This is a genomic window from Nocardia sp. GCM10030253 (assembly GCF_042675075.1).
Taxonomy (GTDB): domain Bacteria; phylum Actinomycetota; class Actinomycetes; order Mycobacteriales; family Mycobacteriaceae; genus Nocardia.
Map to the genome: position 1 here is coordinate 620527 of NZ_JBHTDL010000005.1, position 26609 is coordinate 647135.

The window sequence follows — 26609 nt, forward strand, 5'->3', positions numbered from 1 at the left end:
GCGCTCATTCCCACGGACATGTCCATTCTCCCTCCCGCACAACCGATTACCAACCGCGCACCACCGGCACACACCGGTGAGTAGGCGCGTGTCCGCAGAATGGAGTCACCCGTGGTTATCGCCCCGGTCAAAGAAATCCCACCGGCCGCATTGTCACCACACTCACACACTGGCAGGTCGGCGTTCGGCAGCGTGCCCACGCCCGCCCTCATCCTCGCCGCAATGCTCAGTATCCAATTCGGCGCGATCATTGCCAAGCACCTGTTCGAACTGCTCGGCTCGGGCCCGACCGCAGCCCTGCGACTACTGGTCGCTGCTGCAATCGCGATGGCGCTGTGGCGGCCTTCGCTGCGCATCGATCGTCAGGCACTACCGGGCATTGCCGGGCTCGGAGTGTCTGTGGCCGTGATGAATTGGAGTTTCTATGCGGCCATCGAACGCATTCCGCTCGGCATCGCGGTCACTATCGACTTCCTCGGTCCGCTCGCCGTCGCGGTTGCCTCGTCGCGTCGCGGCCGCGACCTGGTATGGGCGCTACTAGCCGGCGGCGGCGTGCTGCTACTCATGAAAACCGGTGGGGCCGTGTCCTTTACCGGTGTGCTGTTCGCGCTACTCGCGGCTGCGGGTTGGGGCAGCTACATCGTGTTCAGCAAGGTGGTCGGAGAGCGTACCTCCGGCCATGACGGACTGGCATTGGCCTTGGGGTTCGGCGGAATTCTCGCGCTACCTCTCGTCGCGGCAGACGCGAGCTCGGCGCTGCTCGACCCGATGGTGCTGCTCGGCATCGTCGGTATCGCCGTGCTGTCGTCTCTCGTACCGCACGCAATCGAACTCCAAGCGCTACGCCGAATCACTGCCTCGACATTCGGCGTGCTGATGAGCTTGGAGCCGGCCGTCGCGGCCGGGGTAGGGCTGCTGCTACTCAGTGAGGGGCTGCATCTCACTCAGTGGATCGGAGTCGGCCTGGTCATTGCGGCGGCAGCCGGAGCCGCTCGTCTCACCGGTGAACCGAAAACACCACGGCCGCAGTCGCAGTCGCAGTCGCAGTCGCAGTCGCAGTCGCAGTCGCAGTCGCAGTCGCAGTCGCAGCGAGAGATCATCGCGGCCTAGATCGGCGCCGCCTACCGCACCCGTTCCGGCGAGCAAGAATTCTCCTGCCCGCCGGAACGGGGCGGGTCCGTCGATCCCGCGGACAACGCCATGCTGCGACTACGAACTCGGTTGCGGCACATTACAATCCGCGACCTTCGGGTTCACACCCATGTAGTTGAGCGGGCCGACGATCACGGTCAGCGCAATCGAGCCGAACCCGGCGCAGTTGATCGGACCGCTGTCGAAATAGTCGCGCTGGCCCGCCGCGATAATGCCGATGACCAGCCAGATCAGGACTAGAGCAGTGCCCCGTTTCATGTTTCACCCGCGCATCGTCGCTGTGCGAGGCCGTTCGACGACGCATCCTGATCGCGTCCGTCCTCACGCTTCCTATCGAGCGGATACCCGCACGTCTGCCGATTATCCGCATAAGAACGCGACCCGCCCACGTGTTCGCAATTGTTTGCGCGCCGCGCCCTTCGCCGCGCTGGTCACGCAACTGGACCGGCAGACCACCCCGAACCGGGGATCCGCTGGCCCAGCAGTCCTACTTGTTACGAACTCGGTTGCGGCACATTACAATCCGCGATCTTCGGATTCACGCCCATGTAGTTGAGCGGACCCGCGATTATGGTGACGGCAATGGTGCTGAAGCCAGCACAGTTGACCGGACCGCTGTCGAAGTAGTGGCGCTGACCGGCCGCGATCACGCCGATCACCAACCAGATCAGTACCAACAGGCTTCCTATTCTCATATAACTCTCGCTCATGTATCTACCGCGCATCGATCCCGCGCGGACTATTCGGCGGCGCATTGTCATCGCGTCCTTCCGCAATTGCCTACTGGGCGTATACCCGCGAATCCGACAATCACCCAGGGAACTCCGCCGGATTTCGAGTCGTTGCACCCGACATGGAGGCGCTGCTGCAGTGGAGCATTCCGGGCTGGATCATCCTGCTGATGCTCGTCGCGCTCTACGAGGCGCTGACCAGGAAACGCCGCAGACGCCGCAACCCCGTGTCGAGCACCTTCACCGACGAGTTCACCGCGCTGTTCTACGGCACCAAGCGCATGGAACTCGACCACCGCGACTCGATCGCGATGCTGCGCGACGAACAAGCCAAGAGCGAGCCCCCGCGGCTCGGTGTCGATCTGAACAGCCGAACCGTTGTCCTCCGCGCGCACGAGCCGCCGCCCACGCAGCCCAGCACCAAGCCCGAGTAGCCGGAACTCCGCACAGCCGCGTCGGCCTTCGTACCCGGGCGAACGCACCGATGTCACACTCCGACGCCGCACTTCGTCTGTTCGTCAGAGGACTGAACAAGGGAGCAAACGATGAAGATCGCAGTAGTCGGAGCAAGTGGACGAATCGGCCGCGAGGTCGCCGACGTGCTGAAGAACCAGGGCCACGAGATAGTCGCAATCACCCGCTCCACCGGCGTCGACGTCTACACCGGCGACGGCCTCGCCGAGGCACTGACCGGTGTGCAGATCGTCATCGACGCGGTGAACGCCACGACCACGGAAACCGACGCGGTGACAGACTTCTTCAGGACCATCGCCCGAAACTTGCAACAAGCGGCGGCCGTTGCCGGTGTCACACGCATCGTCCTTGTCTCGATCATCGGCATCGACCCGTTCACCGCAGGCCACTACGCCGGAAAACTGGCCCAGGAGCGCGCCCTGACCGAAGGCCCAGTGCCCGTCCGAATCCTGCGAGCCGCACAGTTCCACGAGTTCACCGAAATGATGTTGGAGTGGACCACCCAGGGTGACGTCGCCTACGTCCCCGCAACGCGCACCCAACTCGTCGCCGCCCGCACCGTCGCCGAAAAACTGGCAGAATTCGCCATCGCCGAAACGACCCCCACCGCAGTGATCGAAGTCGCCGGACCGGAAGAGCTCAACCTCGCAGACGCCGCATCAAAGGTGGCCGCCCGCCGCGGCACCCCGTCCCGCGTGAAAGAGGTCACCAACCTCGACGACCCCAACCACGAACTCCAGTCCGGCGGCGCCCTGCTCCCCGGCCCCGACGCAATCCTGGCCGGCCCGACCTTCGCCGAATGGCTGGACCAGCACTACCCCACCCGGTAGGCGCCAGCCATCAGCCAGGTCCACGCTAGGTGTGGACCCGGCTCACAGGCGCATCAGATCAGCGTGTGATCTCGTCCATCAACATCCGCAACGTCAGCGAATGCTTTTCAGGTGGCAGCGCATCGAGGGCCACGCGCGCCAGCTTCACACCTTCGGGTTTGCCCCCAGCACGCACCAACATCAGCCCGCGATGCATCTCGAGATGAGTAGCGAACCGGGGCAACGTGAGCGGGAGCTCGGCCCGAGCGTCGTCCTGAGCCTGGACGGCTATCCGTTCGTCACCGAGGCGCGCCGCGAGCAGGCTCAGAAACACATTGACCCGCCACCACGGCACCGCGTAGTCGGAAGTCTGTTCATCAGACCCTGATCGGTCGAACGCTCTGCGTCCATCCATGATCAGCTGCCGTGCTGTCCGGGCGTCGCCTTCCAATGCTGCGGCGTGCGCCTTGCCCCAGGTGGCGTTGAGCCTGCCGAGACTCGGTCCGCCGGTGATCGCTCGAGCCTGATCGGCGAACATGTGCGCCATCGGCAGGGCCGCACCTTCGTAGCCGAGCGCGATCGCCGCCCGGCCACGCACCCATACGCGCATAGTGACGTCTTCTGATCGGTCGGCAGCCTCGGCAGCCATCCGATACCAGTTCACAGCCTTGTTGCCATCGGAGCCTGGATAGGTTTTCGCATACAGGGTCATCAGGCGTGCAGCCACCGCCCACATTCGCGGGGTGTCCAATTGTTGTTGCAGGACAACGAGATCAGCAGCCAATCGTCGCTGAATATCAGCAGCACCCATGCTCATGTAGTCGGTGCCGTAGGTGATGAGTCGGCCCTCCCAGGCCTCGACGTCCGGCCCGGTGGAGTGCAGGCGGGCCGAAAACCCTTGCGCCAACAGTTCGGATGCGACGACAGGCGCGACGGATGTAGCGGCGAGGTGGGAAAGAAATTCACGCCGGTTCACGTCGGCCTCCAACATCGCGGGCGGGCAGTCCAGAACAGCGGCCAGGTGTGCCAGCCAGAACTGCGACGGCTCGGTCGCGCCGGATTCCCAACGGCGGGAGATGTACTCGCGACTGATGTTGGCCCCGGAGTGTTTGCACAGTTCATCGGCGAGCCTGCCTTGTGACCACCCTTTAGCCAAGCGAAGTTCCCGGATGATGGCGCCGGTGCCGCTGCTCATGTGTCGATCATTCCAGGAGGAATACCGCAGGCTGGCTTTCCTGCAGCGAGCTCGTTGGCTGTGGCGGAGGGATTTGAACCCTGCCGTAACCGCAAGCCAACCGCGTGACCAGCCAAAATCGGCGTGTTCAGCATGTTTCGGGGATGCCGACGGCGCGGATCAGGTCATCGAACCTCAGCGGTATGTGCCGCGTGCGCGGATGACCGCTTTCAGGGCGTCGGGATCATCGGGAGTCGGAACCAGGCGGACGAATGTTGCTACACCGCGACGATGTTCAGCAGCGGTCCGAGCCCTTTGAAGTCGTCCGGGTTGCGGGTGTACAGCGGCAAGCTGTACTGGACCGCTGTAGCCGCTATCTGGAGGTCGGCCACTCGCCCTCGGGGTTTACGCCCGATCTGTTCGAGGAGAAAAGCCAACGACCCGTACACGTTGGCCGTCTCGGCGTCGAACGCGAGTGGGTTGAACGATCTCGCGACCCACTGGAACTGGAGCTGGCGTTGGGCTTGTTTCATCGGGTCTTTGGTGGAGTGCAGTCCGGCGGCGAGTTCGGCAAGACTTATCGCACTGATGGCGGCTTCCGCTTCATCGGGCAGCGATGTTCGCACCTCGAGGTAATCGATGAGGACCGATGTGTCGAGCAGCACCTGCCGGGGGATGGTGGGTTCACTCACGATCAGGGATCTCCTGGTCGATCGTCGCATCCATGTCGGCACGCCATTCGTTGTAGTCGATGCGCGGTAGGTGGGCACTGGTGTGGGCGAGTTCGGCGATGGGCACGAAGGTTCGCCGTGTCAGGGGCTTGAGTTCGGCAACAGGTTTGCCATTGCGGGTGATGGTGAAGCTCTCACCGGCTTCGACTGCGGCGAGGACTTTGCCGCTGTCGTTGCGGAGGTCGCGTTGCTGGATCGTTTTCATAATCCCAGGCTACCTAAACTGCTACGTGGTGTACAGAGTGCTACATGCTGCTATGAGAGCAGGGTTGCGGCACGCACTCCAGGTCGGGAGGGCCAGTCCCACAGCTGCGACAATGCGAGGAATCCAACGCGGACCCCACCCAAGGACTCGGTCCGGCAACTGTCCGATTTCATCGTCGGCATGTGTTGACCGGTCAACACAGCCAGTCCGAATCCCGCCTACTGCGGAGAATAAAATAGCCCCTCACCTGCGCGAACAGGTGAAGGGCTTTGGCGGTGGCGGAGGGATTTGAACCCTCGGAGGGGGGTTACCCCTCACACGCTTTCGAGGCGTGCTCCTTAGGCCGCTCGGACACGCCACCGCCGACAACCATACCGGACGCCCGCCGGATCGATAAATCGCCTGTAGAGGCGGGAAATATGCGCAGGTTCGGCGGGTCTGCCGCGCACGCTTCAGCTCAGCCCGCGTGGCAGAGATCAGGAGACGGGCAGATCAACGTTGCTTTCGGAAGAAGTCGTCGAGTAGTGCCGCGCATTCCTGCTCGAGCACGCCGCCGCGCACCTCGGGCCGGTGATTGAGGCGACGGTCACGCACTACATCCCAGAGCGAGCCGACGGCGCCGGTCTTGGGCTCCCAGGCACCGAATACGACGCGGGCGACGCGGGCCAGCACTAGGGCGCCCGCGCACATGGTGCACGGTTCCAGGGTGACGGCGAGGGTCATACCCTCGAGTCGCCACCCATCGCCGTGCACCTCGGCGGCGCGGCGTAGCGCGAGGATTTCCGCGTGGGCGGTCGGGTCGCCGAGGGCTTCCCTGGCGTTGGCCGCGCGCGCGAGTTCTCGGCCTGCGGAATCGAACACGACGGCGCCTACCGGCACGTCGCGGACACCTGCGTCGCCTGCGGCGGCGATCGCGGCGCGCACCATGTCGGAGTCGGAGGTTCCGTCTCTCAGCAAGCCCACGTCAACCGAGGTCAGCGCGGCAGCTTGTCCAGCACCGCCGACAGTTCGTTGGCGAAGCCGAGGCGCTGGGCGATCATGCCGAGCTGTTCGTCCGGGTACAGGTCGGTCTCGGCGAGGATCACGCTGAGCACCGGCTCGGGCAGGCCGAGATCGGCGAGTACGGCGAGGTCGCCTTCTTCCCACGGCTCGATGTCGTCGAGCTCGTCGGGGTCGATATCGGGGATTTCGACATTGAGGGCCTCGAGCACATCGGCGGCGATGTCATAGTCGATCGCGGCCGTGGCATCGGAGACCAGCATCCGGGTTCCGCTCGGCGCGGGCCGGAGCACGATGAAGAACTCGTCATCGATGTCGAGCAGTCCGAACACCGCGCCGGAGCTGCGCAATGCCTTGAGCTCGTTTTCCGCCGCGGACAGATCGGTGAGTGCAGCCGAACTCAGCGGACTACACCGCCATTGTCCTTCTTCGCGGACAACGGCCACTGCGAACCCTTCCACGTCGTCGTAGTCGTCCGACGCCGCCCTGTTCGTGCCCGAGCGCTGTGCTGCCATGGCCGCAACGGTAGTCGGCTCGAGCCGAAATGTTGAAGTCGTATGCGAATCTGTTCCGGTGACGCGTGACCAGAAAGCACCCGTGTGTGTCCTCGGGGCGGGCTTGATCGGTGGTTCCCTGCTGCGCGCTGCTGTCGGCGCGGGCTATGACGCCTGGGGATACAACCGGTCGGAGCCGGGTGCGCTGGCCGCACGCGTCGACGGATTCGACGTCACCAGCGACCTGCTCGGCGTGTTGACTCGCGCCGCGGACACCGACGCACTGATTGTCGTCGCGGTGCCGATGCCCGCGGTCGACCACATTCTGGCGCAGGTATCCACCTTCGCGCCCAGGTGCGCGCTGACCGATGTGGTGAGCGTGAAAGCGCCGGTCGCCGCGGCAGTGCACAAGCATGGGCTGTCCACACGCTACGTCGGCGGCCATCCGATGGCGGGGACCTCCGAATCCGGCTGGGCCGCCACGGACCCTGGCCTGTTCCGGGGTGCCGCGTGGGCGGTCGGAGTGGATGAGGGTACGCACCCTGAACCATGGACGCAGGTGGCGCGGCTGGCGCTGGCCTGCGGCTCGGTGGTCGTGCCGGTTGTCGCGGACGAGCACGACCGCGCCGTCGCCAGGATCTCGCATCTGCCGCACGTGCTGGCCGAGGCGCTCGCGATCGCGGGTGCGGGCGGCGGGGACCTGGCGCTCGGGCTTGCCGCCGGATCATTCCGTGATGGCACCAGGGTGGCCGCGACCGCGCCCGCTTTGGTGCGCGCGATCTGCGAACCGAATTCCGAGGCGCTGCTTGACGCGCTGAACGACACGCTCACCGTGCTGGCCGCGGCCCGCGACAGCCTGCGCGATGCGGGATCGCTTGCCGATCTCGTCGACGCCGGGTTTGCGGCCAGGCAGCGCTACGACATGGCGCAGCGCTGGGAAATCACCGATATCCGCCCGGGCGACCACGACTGGCTCGAGCAACTGCGCGAAGCGGGCCGACGCGGCGGCGTCGTCACGAGCCTGGACTGATGTCCCGGTGTTCGGGTCGCCCGACACCTGGCAGGTCCGTCAGATGCGCTCGGCCAGGCCCGGATAGTCGAGAAGGAAGCCGTCGGCGTCGACCGTGACGGTGGCGCTGGAGACCGGGGACAGGACGCTGATCCCGTCGGCTCCGCCGCTGTAGGTGAGGCTGGCTTCTTGGACGAGCAGGTCGGGGAGCCGCACGTAGACGACTGGGACCTGGACGTCGCCGACCGCGTGCTGCAGACCGAAGCGACGGATCGGCAGGGTGTTGAAGAACGGGCTCAGCACCACATCGACATCCAGGGCGCCCGCGAAGGTGGAGCGCACATGGCTGCCGCCCGCATCCACCAGCCAGTAGTTCTCTTCGTCCCGTGCGATGGACGCGTGCCGCTCCCCCGCCGCGGTGGTGCTGCGCAGCGAAAGCCGCTTGGTGGCGCCGTTCTCGTCGGTGACCAGGTCGTAGGAGGCGCTGAACGGGGGATGGTCGTCGCAGGCGCCACCGATCATCCGACCCGCGGCGCGGATGCGGTTGCCGTTGAGCGTCACGCGCACCGACTCCATCCGCACCGCGTTGTGCGCGCGCCAGGTGAGAATCGCCGGCCACCGTGATGTCGGTTGGCTGTCAGGGCCAGAGGCTGGGTTCGTCACGTATCTACCGTAAGGGACGCAGCCGCTGCCCCCACATCACACCAGTGACTCGCGCCATGCCGCATGCAAGCCTGCGAACCGTCCGGTGCCCGCGATCAGCGCGTTCGGAGTGCCGTCCTCGACGATCCGGCCGGATTCCAGCACCAGCACCCGGTCGGCGATGGCGACGGTGGACAGCCGGTGCGCGATGATCACAGCGGTGCGGTCGCGCAGCACCGTTTCCAGCGCGTGCTGCACCAGCCGCTCGCTCGGGATGTCCAGGCTCGAGGTGGCCTCGTCCAGCACGATCACCGCCGGGTCCGCGAGGAACACCCGGGCGAACGACACCAGTTGCCGCTGGCCCGCCGAGAGCCTGCCGCCGCGTTTGCGCACGTCGGTGTCGAAGCCATCGGGCAACGCCTGAACGAAGTCGTACAGCCCGATCGCGCGGGCCGCCGCGTACACCTCCTCGTCAGTGGCGTCCGGCCTGCCGAGCCGAATGTTGTCGGCCACCGACCCGGAGAACAGGTACGACTCCTGCGTCACCATCACCACGTTGCGCCGCAGGTCGGCATCGGTCAGCTCACGCAAGTCGATGCCATCCAGGGTCACCGTGCCACCGGACGGGTCGTAGAACCGCGTCAGCAACTTCGCCAGCGTCGACTTGCCCGCGCCCGTCGCGCCGACCAAGGCGATCACCTGTCCCGCCGGGATATCCAAGGTGAACTCCGGCAGCACCGTGCGCGATCGACCCTCGGTTCTCGACTCCTCGACGGACTCGATACCGTTGCGCTGCAGTATCTTTGCGGTTGTCACACCGATGGCTGCCGCAGGCACGAGCTCTGCACCGTCGGGCAGCGGCGCAGGACTTGCGCTGCCGTCGACCTGCTGCGGAGACTTCCCGCCGGTGTCCTCGGGCCGGTTCGCACTGGAGTCGTAGCCGAACCACACCTGGTCCATCCGGACCGCACCCGCAGCTTTGTCGAGCGAGGTCGGGTCCGTCGGTTCCGGCACCGACGGTTCCTCCTCCAGCACGCCGGAGATCTTCTCCAGCGCCGCCGCCGCGGACTGATAGGAATTGAAAACCTGCGCGAGTTCGTCGAGCGGACCGTAGAACTCGTTGAGGTACAGCAGGTACGCGGCGAGGACGCCGACCGCGAGGTCACCCTCGATCACCCGCCATGCGCCGACCACGATGACGATCACGGTGGTCAGATTGCCGAGCAGACGCGTCAGTCCGGCGTAGTCGCTCATGCCGCGCATGGCCGCGGTGGTCGCCTCCCGGAACTCCGAATCCTCCACGGCCAGCACCGATTCGTTGCGCTGTTCGCGCCGGAAGGTCTGCACCGCACGGATGCCGCCCATCGACTCGACGAACTGAACGACGACCTTGGCGATGGCGCCGCGCGTGCGTCGATAGCCCGCGCGCTGCCTGCGCTGGGCCCAACGGGTGACCAGCACCAGCGGGACGAAACCGACGAGCACGATCGCGGCGAGGGTCTGATCGAGGTAGACCAGCAGGACCGCGATGGTGAGCACCGAAAGTATCGCGCTCAGCGCCTGATTCAGCGCGCTCTCCAGCAGTTCCTGGAGTGTCTCGATATCACCGGTCAGCCGGGCGACGACCTTGCCGGAGGTGTACTTCTCGTGGAAAGCGACGCTGAGCCGCTGCATGTGCGCGAACGAGCGGACCCGCAGGTCGAACAGCACACTCTGACTCAGCTTGCCCGACACCCGCAGGAAGAAGAACGTGGTGAGCACACCGAGGCCGACCGTGCCGAGGTATCCGGCGACCGTGAGTGTCAACGGAATCCAGTTGCCGCGGCCGCCCTCGGCGATGCCGGTGTCGAGGCCGTGCGCGATGAACAACGGCGCCGACACCATGGCGGCGTTGTCCACCACGATCAGCACCATGGCGAGCACCGCGAGCTTGCGATACGGCCGGACCAGGTCGAGTAACAGTCGCCGCGATCGACCGGCCAACACCAGGTTTCCGGTCTGCGTGACCTCTTTGTCCTCACTGGCAATACCGCGCCAGTCGGCGACCGAATCCCGGGTAGCCGGATCGGCCTCTTCCCGGGTGGCCGATTCCAATTCCGTTGTCATGATTCACCTCCCATCAGCTCGCGATAGCGGCTGTTGGTCTTCAGTAATTGATCGTGGGAGCCTTCGGCGACGATCCGGCCGTCGGCGAGCACCGCGACCCGGTCGGCCAGCGCCGCCGTGGACGGCCGGTGCGCGACGAGCAGCGTGGTGGCGCCCGCAAGTACCGTGCGCAGCCGTTCCTGCACGCGCTCTTCGGTTTCCACATCCAGCGCGGACAGTGGGTCGTCGAGCACCATGATTCGGGTCCGGTCGACCTGCGAGCAGTCGCCAGCGGTACCTTTTCGAGCGACCTGCGAGCAGTCGCCAGCGGCGCCGAGCACAGCGCGAGCCAGCGCGAGCCGCTGGCGCTGGCCGCCGGACAGGCTGAGCCCCTGCTCACCGATCCTGGTGTCCAGTCCCCAGGGCAGGTCATCGACGAACTCGGCGGCCTGGGCGATGTCGAGCGCGCGACGCACATCCACATCGGTGGCCTCCGGGTCGCCGAGTGCGACGTTCTCCCGCACACTCGCCGAGAACAGCACCGGATCCTCGAACGCCACCGAGACCAGTGATCGCAGATCCGACACCCGCATCGAGGCGATGTCGATGCCGTCGATGGTGATGACACCGCCGGTGACGTCGTAGAGCCGGGGAATCAGGTTGAGCAGTGCGGTTTTTCCACTGCCAGTCGCGCCGACGAGGGCCACCGTCTCACCCGGACGCACCGTGAGCGAAACATCCCGCAGCACCTCCCCTTTCGCGTCCGGGAAGGAGAACCGCACACCGTCCAAGGTCAATCCGCCCGCGATATGCGCGGGCAGCTCCACCGGGTCGGCGGGATCGGTGATGTCGATCGGAGTGTCGATGATCTCCCAGTACCGGTCCGCCGCGGTGCGTGAATCGTTGAGGTCGGCCAGCAGGAATCCGGTCCAGATGATCGGCCACTGCAGGAAGGTCGACAGCGTGATGGCCGCGACCAGGGTGCCGAGTGTCATCGTGCTGTGCGCGACGGCGTAGCCGCCGTAACCGAGCGCGAACGCGATCGCCAGCTGCGGCAGGCTCATCATGGCCGACCACAACGTCGCGTCGAGTCGGACCTTGAGCATTTCGGTCTGCTGGAGTTCGCGCGACTGCGCGGTGAAGCGGCCACCGAAGAACACGCCGCGACCGAAAGCCTTCAGCACCCGGACGCCCTGCGCCGACTCCTCGGCCGTTGTCGCCAGATCGCCGGACTGATCCTGCGAGCGCCGCGATGCCACCTCGTAGCGCCGCACGAACCGCGTGCAGATGTACACCAGCGGGATCGAGATGATCCCGAAGATCAGCCCGATCTGCCAGCTCAGCGCGCACAGCACGAGCAGACCGACCGGGATGACGACGAAGTGCAGAATCAGGAACGGGCCGGCGAACGCGACGAACCGGCGCAGCGTGGCCAGATCGTCGATCGCGCGCGAGAGCAGCTGTCCCGATTCCCAGGCATCGTGGCGCCCGATCGCCAATGCCTGCAGTTTGCGGAAGATCTTGGCGCGCATGGTGATTTCGAAATGTGTCGCAGGCTTGGAAACCAGCCACCGGCGTCCCCACACGCCGAGCGCCTCCAGCAGGCCGAGTGTCAGCACCGCGAGCACCGGCAGCACCAGGCCCGCCGTATCGCGGTGCGCGATCGGGCCGTCGATGATGCGCGCGATCAACAGCGGGATCACGATCGCGGTCAGCGTGGCGACCACGGCCAGCGCCGTCGCCCCGATCAGCGCGACACGATACGGCCGCAGGTAGGGCAGAAAACGACGCAGCGAATGCAGGCGGCCCGGTGCGGTGGCAGCGGGCCGCTCCGGTCTATCGACCTCCGATTCGGCCGACGGCCGTTCGAGCGTGACTGACAAGGCTCCCCCTCGTGGTCCGTGGATTGGCGGTGTCGCGAACGGACCTCCCGATGATGTTCGCATCGGGGTCCGACAATCCAGCGTCGCATCGACGCCCGCTACGGCCAACCGATTTTCCGGCTGGTCCGATACCGGCGAACCGGTATCCACAAGGGAAATCACGCTCGGCAGGCAGGTCGGAACCGGATTCATGCCCATAGCAAACAACCTCGAGTAATCTCGAGGTCAAGCAGCAAAGCGCGGACCTCGGCGCCCAAAGTCCTGGCGCCGAGGTCCGCGAATTCGACTACACCGACGAAACCGGCTGCTAACAGCCGTTTCTCAGACGACCGCCTGATCGATCGGCGCGTCCGGGAAGGCCTGCTGCTGATATCCGCCGCGCAGCGTGCCCTCGAGATAGGCGGCGCGGCAGGCGCGGCGGGCGATCTTGCCGCTCGAGGTGCGCGGGATCGAGCCCGCGGGCACCAGCAGCAAATCGCGAACGGTGACACCATGCCGCTGCGCAATGGCCGTGCGCACGGTGTCCGCGACCGGTTGCGGGTCGAGCTTGCCCGCGCCGGACCCGCGCTCGGCGACGATGACCAACTGCTCAGAGGTGTCGTCGGCGTCGAACCTCAGCCCGGAGCGGCTGCCCGCCTCGAACACCAACGCGGGCAACTGGTTTGCCGGGACCGAGAAGGCCGCGACAAACCCCGGACGTAGCGCAGTGCTTGATTCCTGTGCCGAGAACTCCAGATCCTGCGGGTAGTGGTTACGTCCGTCGACAATCACCAGGTCCTTGACCCGGCCGGTGATGAACAGCTCGCCATCGAAGTAGGCGCCGAAATCGCCGGTGCGCATCCACTTCGCGTCGGACACGGTGCCCTGCGCGTGACTGCCTTCCGGCAGTCGCTCGGCTAGTTTGTTGTGGAAGGTCTCGGCGGATTCTTCCGGGCGGCCCCAATAGCCGATGCCCATATTCTCGCCGTGCAGCCAGATCTCGCCGACCGCGCCATCGGGCCGCTCGACGCCGGTCTCCGGATCGACGATCACCGCCCACTGCGACAACGCGACATAGCCGCAGGACACCTGGGCGATCGCGTTGTCCGTGCCCGCCTCGACCTCGACCATTCGTCCGTTATTGAGCTCGTTGCGATCCACATAGACGACCTTGGCCCCGTCCTCGTGCTTGGTCGCCGACACGAACAGCGTCGCCTCCGCCATGCCGTAGCACGGTTTGATGGTGGTCTTCGGCAGACCGTAGGGCGCGAAGGCATCGTTGAACTTCTGCATCGACGACACCGAAACCGGCTCACTGCCATTGATCAGCCCGATCACATTCGAAAGATCCAGCGACTCGCCTGCCTTCGGCTTGCCGCGGGCAGCGGCATGCTCGAACGCGAAATTCGGTGCGGCGGCGAAGGTTCCGGCGCCGTCGGAAGCGGCGGCCAGCTCCTTGATCCAGCGGTAGGGCCGACGCACGAACGCGCTCGGCGACATGATCGTGATGAACCCGCCGCCGATGGTCGGCAGGATCACGCATAGCAGGCCCATGTCGTGGAACAGCGGCAACCAGGTGACGCCGCGCGAGTTCTCGGTGACGCCGATGGCATCGATCATCTGCAGCAGATTCGTGCCGACCGCCCGATGGGTGATCGCCACGCCGGCAGGCGTCCTGGTCGACCCGGAGGTGTACTGCAGGTAGGCGACGCTGTCGATATTGATCTCCGGACGCACCCAGGTGGCGCCGACGCTGTCGGGAATCGAGTCGACGGCGATGATGCGTGGCCGCCGCGCCGCAGGCAGATGCCGGAAGAAGTTCCGCACACCCGCCGCTGCGGACCCGACCGTGAGAATCGCCGCTGGCGTGCAGTCACCGAGCACCGCGTGTAGGCGGTCGGTGTGGCCCTGCTCCTCTGGATCGAACAGCGGCACCGCGATATTGCCCGCGTAGACAGCGGCGAAGATCGACACGACGTAGTCGAGCCCCTGCGGGGCGAGGATCGCCACCCGGTCCCCCGGCTGCGATACCTGCTGCAGCCGGGCCGCCACCGCCCGCAGTCGAACGCCGAACTCACGCCAGGTCAGTTCCAGGTACTCGCCATCGCGTTCCCGCGAGTAGTCGATATAGCGGTACGCGAGTCCGTCACCGTTCTCCGCGCTGTGCTTGTCGACGAAGTCGATCAGGGTCTGGTCACCCAGGATCTTGATATTGCCGTGCTCGTCCAAATAGTCGTCGAAGGTTTCGCCGATCATCGCCTTATCCTTTTCCAACGCACGCACTAAGCCATGACACTGAACACAGACAGACACCGGAGCGCCGGGAAGATTAGCAGGTCCGGCGTCCCCTGATCACTCAGTACCGGCCGAAAGTGAGCGCGACGTTGTGCCCACCGAACCCGAAAGAGTTGTTCACGGCGTAGTCGATACGCCCCGCCCGCGCCTGACCCTTGACGATGTCGAGGTCGACTTCCGGGTCCTGATTCTCGAGATTCAGCGTCGGCGGGACGATGCCGTCACGCACCGACAGCACGGTGATCACCGACTCCAGAGCGCCGACAGCACCGATCGAATGTCCGAGTGCCGATTTCGGCGCGTACACCGAGGCGTGGTTACCGATGGCCTTGCTGATGGCGCGCGCCTCGGCGGTGTCGCCGATCGGGGTCGCGGTCGCGTGGGCGTTGATGTGGTCGACATCGTTCTTGGTCAACCCGGCGTACTGCAGTGCCCTGGTGATCGCACGCGCGGCACCGGAACCCTCGGGGTCGGGAGCCACCAGATGGAAGCCGTCGGAGGTGATGCCCGCCCCCATCAGCCGCGCGTGGATGGTCGCGCCACGAGCCTTGGCATGCTCCTCGGTCTCGACGATCATCATCGCCCCGGCCTCGCCGAAAACGAAGCCGTCGCGGTCGATATCGAACGGCCGCGACGCGCACTTCGGGTCGTCGTTGCGGGTGCTCATCGCGCGCATCATGGTGAACGCCGCGATCGGCAGCGCCTGGATGGAACCCTCGACGCCGCCGGTGACGACCATGTCGGCATCGCCCATGACGATCATCCGCCACGCATTGGCGATCGCCTCCGATCCCGACGAGCAGGCCGATACCGGGGTCACCACACCGGCGCGGGCCCCGAGCTCCAAGCCGAGGCAGGCCGCTGCTCCGTTCGGCATGATCGCCTGCACCGTCAGCGGTGAAACCTTGCGGTAGCCACCGTTTTCCATCTTGTCGCGCGCATCGACGATGGCCTCGGCACCGCCGAGTCCGGTGCCGATCGCGACGCCGAGGCGGTCCTTGTCGACCTCCGGGTTGCCCGCGTTGCGCCAGACCTCGCGGCCGAGACAGATGGCCATCTGCTCCACATAGGACATGTGCCGTGTCTCGGACCTGGTCAGGCTCGCACCCGGCGCGACCTTCAGGTGGCCGCCGATGCGGACCGGGAGGCCGAAGTCGTCGATGAAGGTGTCCTCGAGGACATCAATGCCGCTCTCGCCGTTGAGCAGGCCTTTCCAGGTGGAGTCGACATCACCGGCGATCGATGTGGTCGCCGCGAGACTGGTGACCACAACGTTGGGGTAGCCCCCGTTTTTGGTGGACGGAATCTGCATATCGCTCACTTTCCTGGCGTCACTTGGGATAAACCGGGAACTGCGCGTCGACGCTGGAGCGCCGGAAGGTCAGCAGTGGCCAGGAGCGGATTCGCCTCCTGCCGTCGAACGGCCATGACGATACCTGGCGGATAGCTGATTGGCATTATCCGTGCGGGCGGTCGTATCTCGGCGCCGGACACGCGCCTGCGGCACGCGCCCGTCACGAGGATCCCGACTCGAGTAATCTGCTCTCTCAGCACCCGTCGTGGGATCGCGGAAAGGGAAGACTGTGACGCGCGGGCGGATGGTCGGGCTGTTCGCCGGTATCGGCGGGCTGGAGCTCGGACTCGGCACGCACGGGTGGGATACCGAACTGCTCTGCGAGATAGAGCCCGGTGCCCAGGCTGTGCTCGGCGCGCGCTTCCCCGATGTGCCGCTGCACGGCGACATCACCAAGCTGCGCTCCATTCCGGCCGGTACCGAGCTGGTCGCGGCCGGCTTTCCCTGCCAGGACCTTTCGCAGGCCGGGCGCACCGCCGGCATCACCGGAAAACGGTCCGGTCTGGTCGACGAGGTGTTCCGGCTGGTCCGTCGTCAGCGCGGTCCACGCTGGCTGCTGATCGAAAACGTGCCGTTCATGCTGCAGCTCGGTCGTGGCGCGGCGATGCGGCACATCACCGAGGCGCTGGAGGAACTCGGCTACACCTGGGCCTACCGGGTGGTCGATGCCCGCGCGTTCGGCCTGCCGCAGCGGCGTCAGCGGGTGCTGATGCTTGCCTCGCGCACCGAAGACCCACGCCATGTGCTGTTCGGCGACGACGCGGGCGAGCGGACCCTCGGCGATCCAGAGCGGGATCCGTGCGGCTTCTACTGGACCGAAGGCGTGCGCGGGCTCGGCTGGGCAGTGAACGCGATCCCCACCATCAAGGGCGGCTCGGCCCTCGGTATCGCAAGCCCGCCCGCGGTGCGGCTGCCGTCCGGGGAGGTGGTCACGCCGGGCATCGTCGACGGAGAACGCTTGCAGGGCTTCGACTCCGACTGGACCGCGCCCGCGACCGATGCGCCGGGTATTCGGCCAGGGCATCGCTGGAAGCTGGTGGGCAATGCGGTGAATGTCCGGATGGCGGAATGGGTCGGATCGCGCCTTGCCGAACCGCTCGGCGCGATTCCCGACGATCAGCCGCTGGCACCCGGTCAGCCGTGGCCGACCGCCGCGTGGGGTCGCGGCGGTGTTGCCCATAGGGTGCCGGTCTCGACCTGGCCGGTGCACGAGCCGTATGAGGATCTCGGGAACTTCCTTACCGATTCCCGGCTGCTTTCCGCGCGCGCGACCGCCGGATTCCTGCGCCGAACCGGTATGGGCAGACTGCGGTTTCCGCCCGGCTTTCTCGCCGATATGGAAAGCCATCTCGATCGGATGGGCGGCTGGGCGGCATGAGCTCGGGCACTGGGTCACCGCGGCCGACAACCGATGCGACGACGAGTGCGCGCATGGCGCGGCAGCGGCGCAGCGGAACCAAGCCGGAGCTGGCGCTGCGCCGGGAATTGCATCGGAGGGGATTTCGATATTTCGTCGATCGGGCGCCGCTACCCGGTCAGCGACGCCGGGCCGATCTGGTGTTTCCCCGACTGCGGGTGGCGGTCTACGTCGATGGTTGCTTCTGGCATCGCTGCCCGCAGCACGCCACCGATCCCAAGAACAATGCGGAATGGTGGGCGCAGAAGCTGCTCGGCAACGTGGCACGGGACCGCGCAACGGATTCGGCGCTGGCCGAGGCGGGCTGGCAGGTCATTCGAGTGTGGGAACACGAAGACGCCACGACGGCGGCGAATCGGGTGCAGACCGCACTCGAGGCAATGCGCTGAACTAACGGTTGCGCACCCGAACCAACGTGCGTGGAGCATGGGCGGCCACATAGCCGGACACCGCCATCGCGGTCATCACTGCGAACCCGCTGAGGGCTGTGGCTAAAGCAATCATGGGAACTCCTTTGATCCTGATCCTGTGGCCACCTCAGAGTGTCCGATGTACCTGACAGAATCCTGTGCGCAGGTTGGGAAGAGTGTGCGAGCCATGGCGGCTCGGGACACACCAACCGAACGTTGATCACCGAGCCTGCCACAGGCGGGACAATGGGTCGGGTGAGTGATCGCCGGAAGATCGCCGAACGACGGGTACGCGTGGCCTCCTGGTTCATCGCGGCGGCCATCGCGATTGCCGGGCTCTGCTATTCGTCGTGGTTGCTGGAATTCGTCCTCGACATCGCTGTCGATCCGGTCAACTCGTTCCTCAGCGAACTGGACGCGGAGGGCAAGCCCTACCGCGAGATTTTCGCAACGGCCGACAAGATCGTCGGCGCGCTGCTGATACCGGCGGGCATTGCCGGGCTGCTGCTGTTCCCGCGGCGCGGATTCACCACCGTCGGCTGGGTGGCGCTGTGCTGTTTCGGCGCCGCGACCATCGGCGACGTGCTGCTGCCATTGCGCGACTGCACCGCGCAGGACAACGCCGCGTGCGGCGGTGGCGGCAGCGAACTGTTCCCGCAGCTGCATCAGCCGCACGCGCTGACAAGCACCATCGCGGTGACCTCGATCGCGGTCGCCGCCTTCGCGTTCAGCCTGGCCGCGTTCAAGTACCACCGCTGGCGGATCCTGCGGGAGACCGGGTTGGTTGTGCTGGTGATCGGGTCGGCGGCGACCGTGTGGATGTTGGTCGCCGACAACCTGATCGGCAATTACGCGCTCGGCATCGCCCAGCGGATCCAGGTCGGATCGATGTCGCTATGGCTGATCACGCTGGCCGCGGCGGTGATTCTGGAGGGTCGGGAATGGACCGACCCGGATAGCTAACCGATCTGCAGGCGCACGGTGTGGCTGTCGAGCTTCGCGGGCAGCTTGTCGGTATCCACGAGCAGGATCTCGCCGGTGTCCTGCACACCGTCGGGAAGTGTCTTCGGTTGCAGCCCGAAGGGCAGCTGTTCGCCCTTGCTTCCGGCCAAACCGAAGTCGCTGTCGTTGGCGATGTAGATCGTCTTGCCGCCGTCCCGAGTCGCGATGCCTTCGATTTTGTCGTGCCCGTAGAACTTGCCATCGGCGTTCAGCCCGGTGACCAATGCAGTGAGGTCGAGGTTCTCGATCTTCGCGACCGGGGTGACGCCCGCCCGGTTGAGCGCCGCGATCCCCTCCGCGGTCGGCACCGTGCCGACCAGGGTCTCCAGCGGCTTGCCGTCGATCTGCAGGCCGCCGCGTTTCGGATCATATTGCGCGCCGGACACTCTCGACCGCGGGCCGACGTCGGTGGCGCCGGAGATGTCGATGGTCCACAGCTTCTTGTTCGACTTGGGCGGCAGGGCGCCGTCCCGTTCGTCGACCAGGAAGGTGGTCGGACTCAACGCGGTGATCTCCGAGATCGCGACCTTCGTCTGCTTCGGATTCTCCAGCGGGTAGACGAATTCGTGCAGCGCTTTGGTTTTCAGGTCAACGGTGACGATGCGGGTCATCGGCACCTCCTTGGCCGAGCCGTCCAGCCCAGGGGTTTTCAGGCCGCTCTGCACCACACCGACGAGGGTGTTGCCGTCGGGTGTGATGGTCAGACCCTCCATGCCCTGGTTCGGGGTGCGCAGCGCGATCTCCTCGGGCAGTCCGGCGCCGGGAGCGAGCCGTTCGATCTCGGCGCCCTTGGCATCGAAATGCACCAGGAACGGGCCGTATTCGTCGGAAACCCAGAAGGTGCCGTCCGACAGCGCGACCAGACCCTCCGGATCGAGCCCGTGGTCGGTGGGCGCCAGCACGGTGCCCGCGAGGTCGCGGATGGTTTCGCCGGTGCTCGCCGCGACATCGACCTGGCCGTTGAACGGGGTGCCGTTCGCGGTGTGCAGATCGATCGAGGATTGCAGCGTCGCGCGGTTGCCGACCAGCTTGAACCGGCCGATCTCGGGGACGAATCCCGGTGTCGGCGAAAGCTTCTCGTTCTTGCCGGGACCGTCCACGTTCGGGCCGCGGTCGGTGAGTCCGTAGAACTCGTCCTTCGATCCAGGCACCGGGGTCCACGCCGAGCCGAAACCGCTGCCTTGCACGGTCGTTCCACCGAACTCGCCGAGCGGCGGAATGTCGGTGGTGTACAAGCGGACCGCGTCGGTGGTGGTCACCGTGAACTCGTCGGCCCCGGTGTATCCCGGCTGCGGCCGGTAGACAAGCGCGCCATCGATGCGCCTGCTCAGCGAGCCGTGTGCGGGATCGGCGAAGGCGACGGCGGCACTGCCACCCGTCGCGTCGAGCAGATCATCCAGGGAGATCACCAGCGGCTGACCCTCGGCCACGGTGAAGTCCACCTTCGAGTCCGAAGACGAGCAGCCTGTGACGAGCACGCCGACGGACAGGACGGCAAGGGCGGCAATGCGAGGACGAGATCGAGCGTTCACTGTGCCTGCCTACCTTGTGTATCCGACTTGCGCTAGACGACCGGGTGACGAGTCGGTGTCGACCGTGCGCGCTCGGCGCGGGCTCACCTCGTCACACCTGTCATGCTGGCGTCATGACCGCTCGTGTGAACGTATCCTCGGCCTCCGAATTCGAAGACATCGTCGGTTACTCCCGCGCCGTCCGGCTCGGCAACGTGATCGCGGTCAGCGGCACCACGGCCTCGCTCCCCGGCGGCGCGGCGGTCGGCGGCGACGACATCGGCGAGCAGACCAGGGAAGTCCTGCGCCGCATCGCTACCGCGCTGACCGACGCCGGTGCGAGCCTCGAGGATGTGATCCGCACTCGAATCTTCGTCACCGACATCTCCCGCTGGCCCGAGATCGCCAAGGCGCACGCCGAGGTCTTCGGCGACATCCGCCCCGCCGCCTCCATGTACGAGATCAAGGCACTGATCACCCCCGCACTGCTGGTGGAGATCGAGGCCGACGCGATTGTCCGCGAGTAGGAACCTCGGGCCCGGTTCGTCGACTCGGGCGCGACTGCGGTGCTGTAGGCAGGAACTCCGCGCTTTGCGGGCGGGGCCGGGCTCGGGTCGCTAGGGTCGCAACCGTGACCAGCGATGCTCCGGAAACCACCGTTCAGCTCGACACTGTCGCCCAGGCGACGGCACGCTTCCTCGACAGCGCACGTCGTCTCACCGACAGCGACGTGACCGAGCCCTCGCTGCTGCCGGGCTGGACCCGCGGCCACGTACTAGCCCACCTGGCCCGCAACGCCGACAGCCTGGTCAACCTCCTGCTCTGGGCCCGCACCGGCATCGAAACACCCCAGTACGCAAGCATGCTCATCCGCGACGCCGACATCGAAGCAGGGGCCCCCCGCCCGCTGGCCGACCAACTCGCCGACAACGAAGCCGCCGCCAACCGCTGGCTCGCCCTCGCATTGGAGGCCCCCGCAGCAGCCTGGGAAGCCACCGTCCGCACCAGACAGGGCAGGCCGATCCCCGCCACCGAGGTGATCTGGATGCGCCTGCAAGAGGTCGAAATCCACCACGTCGACCTGGCCGCAGGCTACCAACCCGCCGACTGGCCAACCGATTTCGTCACCCGCCTACTTCCCCGAGCCGCCGCCGACCTCACCAAGGCCGCATCCGACACCGCCGCGTTCGCCATCCACGCCACGGACACCGGCTTCACCGCGACCATCGGCGCCACCGCACCGTCCCACACCGTCAGCGGCCCAGCCACATCCCTCTTGGCCTGGCTCCTCGGCCGATCCACCGGCGCCGACCTGACCGGCAACCTGCCGACTCTCCCCGCCTGGAAGTAAACCGACAAACGAAACAGCCACTGCAAGCAGCGCGCTACGCCGTCGAATGCGGAATCAGCTCGAACAGCACCGCGCGGTGGCCACGCGCTTGGTCCTCATCGCCTACACCGCCGCACGCCGGAGTCGATCGGCAATTGCGGGCTGTGCGTTGGCGACCGCGCCGACCGGAGAACGACGGGGCATCGGCATCGACGTAATCAGCGGGACGCGGTGACCGGGATGGATGCCCTGTTCGAGTGACATTGTCGTCAAAAGATGCGAGAAGGCCCCTCCCGGTATTCCGGAAGGGGCCTTCTACCTGTGTGCGCCCGAAGGGATTCGAACCCCTAACCTTCTGATCCGTAGTCAGATGCTCTATCCGTTGAGCTACGGGCGCATGCGGTGTTCAGTTGTTACCCGGTAAACCGGGGTGTGGCGGAGGCGAGAGGATTTGAACCTCCGGTCCCCGTGAAGGGACAACTCATTAGCAGTGAGTCCCATTCGGCCGCTCTGGCACGCCTCCTGGAGCCTTCTCTTCGAGGGCACCGGTCCTTTCGAACCGCCGAGCATGAAGGTTACATGAGCTGCCGTCCAGATCGCAAAACGCCTGGTTATCACCGTAGATTGCTGTCGAACCAGTCGAAGATCCTGGTTTGCGAATCAATGAAATCGATGTCGTCGTCGGCGCCGGGATGATCAGCACGGTGGTGCAGGCCGGGGTAGCTGATGACGAGGCTGGCCGCCGCGGCACGGGCGGCCGCGTCGCGCAGTTTGTCGACGTCTGCGGGCGGGGTGGCGGGATCGTCGGAACCGTAGAGTCCGAGCCAGGGGGCCTGCAGATTCGGCGCGGCGCGGACGAGGGCGTCGGCCCGTTCGGTGAGCGGCTCGACGATGCCGGGTGCCGCGACGCTCACCGCGGCGCCGATCGGGCGGTTGGTGGCGACCAGGAAGGCGGCGGTGCCCGCGTGGTCGAAGCCGAGCACGCCGATGCAGTCGGGGAACACGCCACGGCGGGTCAGCCAGTCGAAGCAGGCGTCGAAATCCTCGAAGAGCTCGTCGCCGAAGATCTCGGTGGCCGGTTCACCGTTGACCCGGTGGAACAGGTTAGGCGCGACCACCGTCCAACCCTCGTTCGCCAGCGCCGCCATGAGCTCCAGCAATGTACCGGTGAACTCCCGGGATTCGTGCAGCACCACGATCCCGCCGCGGGCATTGCCCTCCGGCTCGGTCACGGTGATGGGCACCTGTTTATTGGCCGCATGTCGCCGGATGTCCAGCGACGAATCCGCGCCTGGATCGGAAATCATGTCGTCGCCACCACGCAGCGGCGCAATATCGTCATAAGTGCCCGACATGGAACCAGCGTAGGGCGACATTCTGATCTTCGCGAGAAATTGCACGTGAGCGGCCCTCCCCCATAGATTTTCTGGTACTCGGCATAGGCTGGGAGTGTGAGCGCGAAGATCCGGCCGGACCTCGATTCCATCCCGGCGTACGTCCCAGGTCGCAACCATCCCGGCGCAGTCAAGCTGGCCAGCAACGAGACGACCTTCGGTCCGTTGCCTGCCGCCGCGAAGGCGATTGCCGAAGCCGCCGAACTGGCCAACCGGTATCCGGACAACCAGGCCGCGGAGCTACGCGCGGCGCTCGCGGACTTCCTCGGCGTCACCACGGCGAATGTCGCCGTCGGTTGCGGCAGCGTCGCGCTGTGCCAGGAACTCGTGCAGATCACTTGCGCGTCGCCGACCGACGAGGTGCTGTTCGCCTGGCGCTCGTTCGAGGCATATCCGATCGTCACCCAGGTCGGCAACGCGACCGCGGTGCAGGTGCCGCTCACCTCGGAGCTGGTGCACGATCTGGACGCGATGGCGGCCGCGGTCACCGAGCACACCAAGCTGATCTTCGTCTGCAACCCGAACAATCCGACGGGTACCGCGGTCGGCAAGGATCAACTGGCGCGCTTCCTCGACGCGATCCCGAAGCACGTACTGATCGTGCTGGACGAGGCCTACTACGAGTACCTGCGGCTGACCCCTCAGGACCGGCCCGACGGCGTGGAGTTGGGCCGGACCCGTCCCAATGTCGTTGTGCTGCGCACCTTCTCCAAGGCCTACGGTCTGGCGGGCTTGCGCGCGGGCTACGCCGTCGGCGATCCGGCGGTGATCACCGCGCTGCTGAAGGTGCACATCCCGTTCAGCGTGAACCGGGTCGCACAGGCCGCCGCGATCGCCTCGCTGGAGGCACGGCACGAGCTGTTGGATCGGACCGACAATCTCGTCGTCGAACGCGAGCGGGTCCGCGAGGCGTTGCTCACGGCCGGCTACGCGGTGCCGCCGAGCGAGTCGAACTTCGTGTGGCTTCCACTCGAAACGCGCAGCGCCGAGTTCGGCGAGGCGAGTGCCGAGGCCGGTGTGCTGGTGCGCCCGTACGGCACCGACGGTGTCCGGGTGACCATCGGCGATCCGCACGAAAACGATCAGTTCCTGCGCTTCGCCACCGATCCGGCTGTGGCGGCACAGTTCGGCTGAGCTGCCACGGTCCGGTCAGGCGACGCCGAGCGGGCGCGACACCGTCGGCCAGGACCGGGCCAGCTCGTCGCGCCAGTACGGCCACGAGTGGGTTCCGGTCAGCCGGAAGTGCGAGGTCACCGGGATGCCGAGGGTGGTGAGCCGATCGGCGAGCCGCTGCGTGCAGGCATTCGTGGCAGCCTCGAGCGGGCCACCCAATCCGATGGTGCTGACCATGTCCGGATTGTTCGGTGTGTCGTACTTGCCGGGCAGACCGCTGCCGACCGACAGGTAGATTGTCTTGCCGCGCAAGCGATCCGCGTTCATTATGACGTCATGCTCGAGCCAGTCGGGATCGTGGTACGGGCCGAACATATTGTCCGGCTCGCCGCGGTAGGTGGCCACCACCGTGCGGGCCTGCGCTTGCCCGAGATCGGTTCCCGTGGAAAAACATCCGCTGTGCGCTGCCACCGCCGTGTAGAGCTTCGGCTGCCGGAAGGCGAGCATCATGGCGGCCTCGGCGCCCATCGAGACACCCATGACCGCGTTGCGCCCGTTGCCGTCGAACGTCGTGTCGATCAGCGGCGGCAGTTCCTTGGCGAGGAACGTCTCCCACATATTGGTGCCGAGCACCGGATCCGGCTGCTGCCAGTCGGTGTAGAAACTGGCAGGACCGCCCACCGTCAGCACCACATTGACGTCTTTGTCTTCGAAGAACTCGTCCGCGTGTCCAAGTTCGGTCCAGTTGTTGCTGGTCGGGTTCGCGGTGCGGCCATCGAGCATGTACACCGTCGGGCGCGGATGGTTGCGCTCACGCGGCAGCAGCACCTGCACCTCTACGACGCGGCTCATGGCGGGCGAGTGCACGAACACACGCAGCCAACGGTCGGTGATCGGTTCGATGTGGTCGATGGAGGCCTGTGAGGCGGGCGTCGTCGTCGGCTCGGCCGGAGCGGGACCATCCGAGGATCCGGTGCTGGGCAGCGGTGTATCGCCCGGCGCCGCCGATACCGATGACGCACCGACCGCCATCGCACCCGATAACAGTGCGACACTCACCATGGCGCTGGAGACCCAACGCCGCACCCCGCGCCGAGACAGCATGGTTGCCATCCTGCCAGAGATGCGGAGGTCGACGCCGACGCCATACTTACGTGAGCAAACATGTGACCTGCATCACTTCCATTATCTTCAGTCGGCGGCCAAACGGTCCTGCCAGCGCCGTTCCACTCCGGCGAAGCGCCATACCGCCACCGCGACCGCCCAGGTCGCCACGAACAGACCGACGACGATGTAGCCGATATCACCCAAATCCAGGTTTCCGATCCAGCCGATGAGCCCCGATTCGACCTCGAGCTTGTCGGCGAAGATCGACACGATCTCCTGTCCACCGATCAGCAACGCCACCGCCACCGACAATCCGGTAATCACCAAGTTGTAGTAGATCTTTCGGACCGGCTTGGCGAACGCCCAGTCGTAGGCGTAGCTCATGAACGAGCCGTCGAGCGAGTCGAACAGCGCCATGCCCGCCGAAAACAGCACCGGCAGAACGAGAATCGAATACCACGGCAGCTCGGTCGCGGCCGCGCCGCCCGCGATCACCAGCAGGCCGACCTCGGTGACGGTGTCGAAGCCGAGCCCGAACAACAGACCGACCGGATACATCTGCCACGGTTTGCGAACCAGCCGAACCACCGGCGCGAGGACTCGGTTGAGCAGGCCCCGGTTGTCCAGCTCGCGCTCGAGCCGTGCTTCGTCGAACTCGCCCTGGCGCATTCGCCGCAGGACGCGCCAGATCCCCAGCAGCGAAGCAAGATTGAGCAGGCCGATCGCGATCAGGAAGGCGCCGGAGACGCTCGTGCCCCACAGCCCGGTCCAGTGCTGCAGCGCCGAATCCTCGTTCTCCAGGTTTGTCGCGAGCGCACGCACGCCGAGGGCCAGCAGTACGACGAGGATGAACACCACGCTCGAATGACCGAGGGCGAACCAGAAACCGACCGTTTGGACCTTCTTTTTACCGTTTTCCGCCACCAGCTTTCGTGTGGTGTTGTCGATCGCGGCGATGTGGTCGGCATCGAAGGCATGCCGCATCCCGAGCGTGTACGCGGTGACACCGAGACCGACACCGAAAACCGCGCCCTGCACCACGTGATGGCCCGGCACTACAAACAACAGCAATGTCCCCCACCCGAGGACATGAAGTGCGATAACGGCAAGCGCCATACCTACGACACCGCGCACGAGCGAAACCCTCACTACTGGACGAGCCGAACCAATCAACCGTAGCGCGACACACGGGATTCGGACCCTCGTTATCGGTCCGAACAGCCAATACTTTCAATCCGGGCACACGACCAGCACACCGGTCGTACCCTGCTATACGGGCCTTTTCAGCCGTCGATTGGGACGAGCATGA

At 65.9% G+C, this 26609-nt stretch carries 26 protein-coding genes and 3 tRNA genes; 10 read left to right on the forward strand and 19 right to left on the reverse strand.

The window, feature by feature from the left end; translation table 11 throughout:
* The first annotated feature begins 111 nt into the window (after positions 1-111).
* Positions 112-1110, forward strand: a complete 999-nt coding sequence (locus ACFQZZ_RS11245; protein ID WP_378677771.1) for a DMT family transporter — start codon at positions 112-114, stop codon at positions 1108-1110.
* Positions 1111-1209: 99 nt separating this feature from the next.
* Here the strand turns inward: ACFQZZ_RS11245 and ACFQZZ_RS11250 are convergent, their stop codons facing one another.
* Both ACFQZZ_RS11250 and ACFQZZ_RS11255 read right to left on the reverse strand, forming a co-directional pair.
* Positions 1210-1410 (reverse strand): hypothetical protein, encoded by a 201-nt coding sequence (locus ACFQZZ_RS11250; protein WP_378677774.1) that lies wholly within the window; start codon positions 1408-1410, stop codon positions 1210-1212.
* A gap of 236 nt (positions 1411-1646) precedes the next feature.
* A complete protein-coding gene (locus tag ACFQZZ_RS11255; RefSeq protein ID WP_378677777.1) occupies positions 1647-1862 on the reverse strand; it encodes a hypothetical protein in 216 nt (71 codons plus the stop codon).
* 143 nt (positions 1863-2005) lie between these two features.
* Between ACFQZZ_RS11255 and ACFQZZ_RS11260 the strand changes: the two genes are divergently transcribed.
* Complete coding sequence (locus tag ACFQZZ_RS11260) at positions 2006-2317, forward strand: DUF6191 domain-containing protein (RefSeq protein ID WP_378677780.1); 312 nt, start codon at positions 2006-2008, stop codon at positions 2315-2317.
* 111 nt (positions 2318-2428) lie between these two features.
* Positions 2429-3187 (forward strand): SDR family oxidoreductase, encoded by a 759-nt coding sequence (locus ACFQZZ_RS11265; RefSeq protein ID WP_378677783.1) that lies wholly within the window; start codon positions 2429-2431, stop codon positions 3185-3187.
* Positions 3188-3245: 58 nt separating this feature from the next.
* Here ACFQZZ_RS11265 and ACFQZZ_RS11270 read toward each other — a convergent pair whose 3' ends face one another.
* From ACFQZZ_RS11270 to ACFQZZ_RS11295, 6 genes are all read right to left on the reverse strand, one after another.
* Complete coding sequence (locus tag ACFQZZ_RS11270; RefSeq protein ID WP_378677785.1) at positions 3246-4361, reverse strand: helix-turn-helix domain-containing protein; 1116 nt, start codon at positions 4359-4361, stop codon at positions 3246-3248.
* A 257-nt stretch (positions 4362-4618) separates the two neighbouring features.
* Complete coding sequence (locus ACFQZZ_RS11275; RefSeq protein ID WP_378677788.1) at positions 4619-5032, reverse strand: type II toxin-antitoxin system VapC family toxin; 414 nt, start codon at positions 5030-5032, stop codon at positions 4619-4621.
* Positions 5025-5276, reverse strand: a complete 252-nt coding sequence (locus tag ACFQZZ_RS11280; protein ID WP_378677791.1) for a type II toxin-antitoxin system Phd/YefM family antitoxin — start codon at positions 5274-5276, stop codon at positions 5025-5027. The genes ACFQZZ_RS11275 and ACFQZZ_RS11280 overlap by 8 nt, the downstream gene beginning before the upstream one ends.
* Positions 5277-5546: 270 nt before the next feature.
* Positions 5547-5637, reverse strand: a tRNA-Ser gene (locus ACFQZZ_RS11285).
* A 131-nt stretch (positions 5638-5768) separates the two neighbouring features.
* The gene (locus tag ACFQZZ_RS11290) at positions 5769-6203 is read right to left on the reverse strand and encodes a nucleoside deaminase (RefSeq protein WP_378678409.1); all 435 of its coding nucleotides are present in this window, start codon (positions 6201-6203) and stop codon (positions 5769-5771) included.
* 47 nt (positions 6204-6250) lie between these two features.
* Positions 6251-6790: a tRNA adenosine deaminase-associated protein gene (locus tag ACFQZZ_RS11295; protein WP_378677794.1), complete on the reverse strand. Its 540-nt coding sequence runs from the start codon at positions 6788-6790 to the stop codon at positions 6251-6253.
* A gap of 58 nt (positions 6791-6848) precedes the next feature.
* Between ACFQZZ_RS11295 and ACFQZZ_RS11300 the strand changes: the two genes are divergently transcribed.
* Positions 6849-7799 carry a prephenate dehydrogenase gene (locus ACFQZZ_RS11300; protein WP_378677797.1) on the forward strand — a complete coding sequence of 317 codons (951 nt, stop codon included), beginning with the start codon at positions 6849-6851 and terminating at the stop codon, positions 7797-7799.
* 39 nt (positions 7800-7838) lie between these two features.
* On the opposite strand, the gene ACFQZZ_RS11305 is transcribed toward ACFQZZ_RS11300, so the two are convergent.
* The 5 genes from ACFQZZ_RS11305 to ACFQZZ_RS11325 form a co-directional block, all read right to left on the reverse strand.
* Entirely contained in the window at positions 7839-8441 is a 603-nt protein-coding gene (locus ACFQZZ_RS11305; RefSeq protein ID WP_378677800.1) for a putative glycolipid-binding domain-containing protein, read from the reverse strand.
* A gap of 36 nt (positions 8442-8477) precedes the next feature.
* Entirely contained in the window at positions 8478-10526 is a 2049-nt protein-coding gene (locus ACFQZZ_RS11310) for an ABC transporter ATP-binding protein (protein ID WP_378677803.1), read from the reverse strand.
* Complete coding sequence (locus ACFQZZ_RS11315) at positions 10523-12388, reverse strand: ABC transporter ATP-binding protein (protein ID WP_378677806.1); 1866 nt, start codon at positions 12386-12388, stop codon at positions 10523-10525. The genes ACFQZZ_RS11310 and ACFQZZ_RS11315 overlap by 4 nt, the downstream gene beginning before the upstream one ends.
* Before the next feature lie 321 nt (positions 12389-12709).
* The gene (gene fadD32, locus ACFQZZ_RS11320; RefSeq protein ID WP_378677809.1) at positions 12710-14623 is read right to left on the reverse strand and encodes a long-chain-fatty-acid--AMP ligase FadD32; all 1914 of its coding nucleotides are present in this window, start codon (positions 14621-14623) and stop codon (positions 12710-12712) included.
* A 100-nt stretch (positions 14624-14723) separates the two neighbouring features.
* Positions 14724-15974, reverse strand: a complete 1251-nt coding sequence (locus ACFQZZ_RS11325) for a KasA/KasB family beta-ketoacyl-ACP synthase (RefSeq protein WP_378677812.1) — start codon at positions 15972-15974, stop codon at positions 14724-14726.
* A 286-nt stretch (positions 15975-16260) separates the two neighbouring features.
* Here ACFQZZ_RS11325 and ACFQZZ_RS11330 point away from each other — a divergent pair, with 286 nt between their 5' ends.
* The 3 genes from ACFQZZ_RS11330 to ACFQZZ_RS11340 all read left to right on the forward strand — a co-directional run bounded on the left by ACFQZZ_RS11330 (position 16261) and on the right by ACFQZZ_RS11340 (position 18806).
* Positions 16261-17394: a DNA cytosine methyltransferase gene (locus ACFQZZ_RS11330; protein WP_378678412.1), complete on the forward strand. Its 1134-nt coding sequence runs from the start codon at positions 16261-16263 to the stop codon at positions 17392-17394.
* Positions 17391-17822, forward strand: coding sequence for a very short patch repair endonuclease (locus ACFQZZ_RS11335; protein ID WP_378677815.1), 432 nt, complete (start codon positions 17391-17393; stop codon positions 17820-17822). Before ACFQZZ_RS11330 ends, ACFQZZ_RS11335 begins: the two co-directional genes overlap by 4 nt.
* A gap of 276 nt (positions 17823-18098) precedes the next feature.
* Positions 18099-18806, forward strand: coding sequence for a DUF998 domain-containing protein (locus ACFQZZ_RS11340; RefSeq protein ID WP_378677818.1), 708 nt, complete (start codon positions 18099-18101; stop codon positions 18804-18806).
* Here ACFQZZ_RS11340 and ACFQZZ_RS11345 read toward each other — a convergent pair.
* Positions 18803-20377: an esterase-like activity of phytase family protein gene (locus ACFQZZ_RS11345; protein ID WP_378677821.1), complete on the reverse strand. Its 1575-nt coding sequence runs from the start codon at positions 20375-20377 to the stop codon at positions 18803-18805. The two genes, ACFQZZ_RS11340 and ACFQZZ_RS11345, sit on opposite strands and share 4 nt — an antisense overlap.
* A 113-nt stretch (positions 20378-20490) precedes the next feature.
* On the opposite strand from ACFQZZ_RS11345, the gene ACFQZZ_RS11350 reads away from it, so the two are divergent.
* Together ACFQZZ_RS11350 and ACFQZZ_RS11355 are read left to right on the forward strand one after the other, a co-directional pair.
* On the forward strand, positions 20491-20883 hold the full coding sequence (locus ACFQZZ_RS11350) for a RidA family protein (RefSeq protein WP_378677824.1): 393 nt from the start codon (positions 20491-20493) through the stop codon (positions 20881-20883).
* A gap of 104 nt (positions 20884-20987) precedes the next feature.
* The gene (locus tag ACFQZZ_RS11355) at positions 20988-21707 is read left to right on the forward strand and encodes a maleylpyruvate isomerase family mycothiol-dependent enzyme (RefSeq protein ID WP_378677827.1); all 720 of its coding nucleotides are present in this window, start codon (positions 20988-20990) and stop codon (positions 21705-21707) included.
* 303 nt (positions 21708-22010) lie between these two features.
* On the opposite strand, the gene ACFQZZ_RS11360 is transcribed toward ACFQZZ_RS11355, so the two are convergent.
* From ACFQZZ_RS11360 to ACFQZZ_RS11370, 3 genes are all read right to left on the reverse strand, one after another.
* Positions 22011-22083 (reverse strand) — tRNA-Arg (locus ACFQZZ_RS11360).
* Between the two features lie 36 nt (positions 22084-22119).
* Positions 22120-22209, reverse strand: a tRNA-Ser gene (locus ACFQZZ_RS11365).
* 91 nt (positions 22210-22300) lie between these two features.
* Positions 22301-23041, reverse strand: coding sequence for a dienelactone hydrolase family protein (locus ACFQZZ_RS11370; RefSeq protein WP_378677829.1), 741 nt, complete (start codon positions 23039-23041; stop codon positions 22301-22303).
* 96 nt (positions 23042-23137) lie between these two features.
* On the opposite strand from ACFQZZ_RS11370, the gene hisC reads away from it, so the two are divergent.
* Positions 23138-24214, forward strand: coding sequence for a histidinol-phosphate transaminase (gene hisC, locus ACFQZZ_RS11375; RefSeq protein ID WP_378677831.1), 1077 nt, complete (start codon positions 23138-23140; stop codon positions 24212-24214).
* Positions 24215-24229: 15 nt separating this feature from the next.
* Here the strand turns inward: hisC and ACFQZZ_RS11380 are convergent, their stop codons facing one another.
* Positions 24230-25297: an alpha/beta hydrolase gene (locus tag ACFQZZ_RS11380; RefSeq protein WP_378677833.1), complete on the reverse strand. Its 1068-nt coding sequence runs from the start codon at positions 25295-25297 to the stop codon at positions 24230-24232.
* Positions 25298-25384: 87 nt separating this feature from the next.
* Complete coding sequence (locus ACFQZZ_RS11385) at positions 25385-26416, reverse strand: HoxN/HupN/NixA family nickel/cobalt transporter (RefSeq protein WP_378678415.1); 1032 nt, start codon at positions 26414-26416, stop codon at positions 25385-25387.
* Positions 26417-26609: the final 193 nt, after the last annotated feature.